Source organism: Streptomyces roseolus, assembly GCF_014649855.1.
Classification (GTDB): domain Bacteria; phylum Actinomycetota; class Actinomycetes; order Streptomycetales; family Streptomycetaceae; genus Streptomyces; species Streptomyces roseolus.
In genome coordinates this window covers 1-3902 of record NZ_BMTV01000069.1, presented here as the reverse complement: position 1 = coordinate 3902, position 3902 = coordinate 1, and the positions used below count along the sequence as shown (strand labels likewise).

2 protein-coding genes, 1 tRNA gene and 1 rRNA gene are annotated in these 3902 nt (G+C 73.1%); 3 read left to right on the top strand and 1 reads right to left on the bottom strand.

Annotation, left to right across the window (positions count from 1 at the left end):
• Both rrf and IE245_RS36425 read left to right on the top strand, forming a co-directional pair.
• A 5S ribosomal RNA gene (rrf, locus tag IE245_RS36430) occupies positions 1-75 on the top strand; the annotation flags it as partial.
• Between the two features lie 5 nt (positions 76-80).
• Positions 81-153, top strand: a tRNA-Thr gene (locus IE245_RS36425).
• A 117-nt stretch (positions 154-270) separates the two neighbouring features.
• Here IE245_RS36425 and IE245_RS36420 read toward each other — a convergent pair.
• Positions 271-2916 (bottom strand): SpoIIE family protein phosphatase, encoded by a 2646-nt coding sequence (locus IE245_RS36420; protein WP_189955725.1) that lies wholly within the window; start codon positions 2914-2916, stop codon positions 271-273.
• 267 nt (positions 2917-3183) lie between these two features.
• Here IE245_RS36420 and IE245_RS36415 point away from each other — a divergent pair.
• A partial coding sequence (locus IE245_RS36415) for a HAMP domain-containing protein (protein ID WP_189955723.1) occupies positions 3184-3902 on the top strand: 719 nt, incomplete at its 3' end.

Genomic DNA, 3902 nt, shown 5'->3' with positions numbered 1-3902 from the left:
AACCCGGAAGCTAAGCCTTTCAGCGCCGATGGTACTGCAGGGGGGACCCTGTGGGAGAGTAGGACACCGCCGAACAACCCGCCCTTTTAGCTCAGTCGGCAGAGCGTCTCCATGGTAAGGAGAAGGTCAACGGTTCGATTCCGTTAAAGGGCTCGGAGAAAAGGCCCCCGCCAGTTGGCGGGGGCCTTTTTGCGTTGTCCTGGGAGACAGGACACAGAGCACAGATAAAGAGGGTGGTGCCTCCTCGTCCTGGAGGCACCACCCTTCGGGTCAGCTGGGGTCCGGTTCCTGGAGGCGCATCGTCAAGATGGCCATGTCGTCCGACGCGGGGTCCTGGGCGAAGCGCTCGACCGTGCGGAGGATGCGGCCGCCGACCGCGCCGGCGGTCAGGCCCGTACACGTCCTGAGGGCGTCGGCGAGGCCGTCGTCGCCGAGCATGCGCGTGCCCTCGCGGCGCTCGGTCACGCCGTCCGTGACGCACAGCAGGACGTCGCCGGGGTCGAGCGTGAAGGTCTGCTCGTACAGCTCCAGGTCCTCCATCACGCCCAGGAGCGGCTGGGGCTCGGCGGCCGGGACGACCGTGCCGTCCGGGCGGAGGCGCAGGGGGAGCGGATGGCCGGCACAGACCACCTTCAGGACCGCCGAACCGTCGGTCTGCGGGCGGAGCTCGCCGTACAGGAGGGTCAGGAAGCGGCTGCGGGCGCCCTCGTCGAGGATGGCCGCGTTCAGCCGCTCCAGGACCGCCGGGCCGCCGAAGCCCTCGCGGGCCAGCAGACGGAGGGCGTGCCGGGCCAGGCCCGTGACGGCCGCGGCCTCCGGACCCGTGCCGCAGACATCGCCGATGGCGAAGCCGTAGACGTCCTCCCTGATGGGGAAGACGTCATAGAAGTCGCCGCCGACCTCGTTGCCCTCGCCGGCCGCGCGGTAGATGACGTCCACCTCGACGCCGGGGATCTTTGGGAGGTCCGGAGGGAGGAGGCTGCGCTGGAGGGACTGGCTGATGGCGTTGCGCTCCGAGTACAGGCGCGCGTTGTCCAGGGCCAGGGCCGCTCGGCGGGAGAGGTCCTCGGCGAGCTCCAGGATCTCCTGGCGGAAGTGGTCCTCGGCCGGGCGGCCCAGGGTGAGCATGCCGATCACGCGGTTGCGGGCGACCAGGGGCAGGACGACCGTCTCGCCGGCGACCGCGCCGGCCGTGGCCAGGGCGGTGTCGATGCCGGACGACAGCGGGCTGCCCAGGTGCTCGAGCTCGCGAGCCGAGGCGGCGAGCGCCGCCCGGTGGGCGGCCTCCCCGGGGGCCGGCCAGAGCCGGGCGCCGGGCGTCGGCACCGGGTCGGGCGGGGCGATGGAGCCGAGCAGGGCCTTCAGGCCGTCGATGCGGTCCTCGTCCTCGTGGAGCACGTACGAGAGGTACGGATCGGAGGCCGGGTCGGCGATCGTGTAGACGGCGCACCAGGTGGCCAGGGTCGGAACCGTCATCTGCGCCATCAGAGCCAGTGTCTGGTCGCGGTCGAGGGTGCCGGCCAGCAGGTCGGAGGCCTCGACGAGGAAGCTGAGGGAGCCGCGGCGGAGCCGTTCGAGCTCGCCCAGGCGGGCGGACTCCACGGCGAGGGCGATGCGGTCGGCGGCGAACTGGAGGCGGAGAGCCTCCTCGTTCGAATAGCGGTTCGCGGCCTCGGCGGCGACGCCCAGGGAGCCGGTGAGACGGCCCTCGACCTTGAGGGGGACCGTGACGACCGAGCGCATGCCGGTGCCTTCGAGGAGGGGGACGGCGCCGGGGACGGCCGCCAGGTCCTCGTGGACGGCGGGCATGCGGGCGGAGCCGTAGCGGCTGGCGCCGGTCTCCACCGGGACGCGGGCGAAGCGCTGGCGCGCGGCCGGGAGGCCGGTCGTCGCCCGCACCTCCAGCTCCGTCTCGTCGTCGGTGGCCAGGAGGAGGAAGGCGGCGTCGCCGTCGAGCATGTCCCGGGCCCGCTCGACCGTGCGCTGGAGCAGTCCGTCCAGGTCGTCGGGGGCGGGGGAGCCGATGAAGACCTCGAAGGGGTCCGTGGTGCGGCTCTCCGCGCCGGGGTCGGCGGCCGGGCGCTGCGGGGTCTGGAGGACGGCGCGCTCGTCCTCCCGTACCAGCAGGCAGACCGTGGACGGCTCGCCCTCGGCGTCCCGTACCCGCAGGTGGGAGGCGTACACGGGGATGACGCGGCCGTCGGCTCGGCGGAGACCGTAACTGCCCTCCCAGCGGGAGTGACGGAGGGCCTCGGCGAGGCCGGTGCCGATGCCGGGGGTGTGCGGCCAGGCGGCCAGGTCGCCCAGGGGCTTGCCGGTGACCTGCTCGGGGGCGTACCCGAAGAGCTCCTCGGCGTCCTCGTTCCAGGAGGTGATGGCGCCGCCCTGGTCGATCTGGACGACGGCGACGCGGACGCGGCTGTCCGCGACCGGGAGGAGGGCGTCGGGGAGGACCGGGCCGGCGGAGCGGGTGCCGACGGGGCGCTGGGGGAGGGAGAGGTGGAACCAGACGTGCTTGCGGGTGGGGGAGTAGTCGACGCCCCAGCGGTCGGCGAGCGCGGCGCACAGGAGCAGGCCCCGGCCGTTCTCCCGGTCGGGGCTCGCGACGGTGCGGCCGCCCTGGACGGGGATCTCGCGCTCCGGGTAGCGGTCGGCGACCTCGACGCGGATGCTGTCCTCGGAGCGCAGGCAAAGGACGTCCGCGGCGGTGCCGGCGTGCACCACGGCGTTGGTGACCAGCTCGCTGGTGAGGACCACGGCGTCGTCGACCAGCTCGGGGTGGCCCCAGCCCTGGAGGGTGTCCCGGACGAAGGCCCGGGCGGCGGCGACGGACCGTCCCACGGGCTCGAAGGTGGCAGTCGCCCGCGCGGTGATCACAGCACTCCTCGTACGCGTTTTGACGCCCGGCTCTGCCATGCTCGGTCTGTCCCTCCCGCTGCCCGGTGGTCGTACGCGTCACACCGCCCCCGCCGGGCTGACCGGGGCGGCTGGACAGCCGGATGCCAGGTTACTTACCTTCGGCGTCCCCGCGGAGGCCGGTCTCCGCTGTTTCCGCCCTCCGGGGGTGGGGACCTTGTGCGAAGCTGCCGAACTGTTATCGCCTGGTTCGGTCGCGGTGAAACACTGGGAATGCTTCGGCGGGAGCCGGAGCGGAACGGTCGAACCCCTTTCGGGAGGGACACGGTGGAGTCTGGCACGGCGGCGCGGCGCGGCGGCGGCAGCGGCACGCGCGCGAGGGGCGGGCGTTCCCGTGGGGGGACGGTGCAGGTGGACGCGGCCGCTCTGGAGCGGTTGCTGTCCGCATTGGTGTCGATGCGCGACGGGAACCTGCGGAGGCGGCTGACCGTCTCCGGCGACGGGGTGATGGCGGAGATCGCGGCCGTCTTCAACGAGGTCGCGGACCGGCAGATGCACGTGACCGGGGAGCTGTCGCGGGTGCGGCGGGTCGTCGGGCGCGAGGGCAAGCTGTCCGAACGCCTCGAGGCGGGGGTGACCGAGGGCGCCTGGGCGGCGGCGATCGAGGCGGCGAACGCGCTCGTCGACGATCTGGCGCGGCCGGTGTCCGAGGTGAGCCGGGTGCTGACGGCGGTCGCCGAGGGCGACCTCGAACAGCGCATGGACTTGCGTTCGGAGGGGTCCGACGGGACGGTGCGGCCGCTGCGCGGCGAGTTCCTGAAGGTCGCGCGGACCGTCAACCACCTGGTGGACCAGCTGTCGGTCTTCGCGTCCGAGGTGACGCGGGTGGCCGTCGAGGTGGGCACCGAGGGCATCCTCGGCGGGCAGGCGCACGTACGGGGCGTGTCGGGGTCCTGGAAGGACCTCACCGACTCGGTCAACACGATGGCGAACCAGCTGACGGCGCAGGTGCGGGACATCGCCCTGGTGACGACGGCGGTCGCGAA

What these genes read in the sequence shown, in the direction of transcription:
- IE245_RS36420 (WP_189955725.1), bottom strand. Translation starts at nt 2,916, where the DNA reads ATGGCAGAGCCGGGCGTCAAAACGCGTACGAGGAGTGCTGTGATCACC.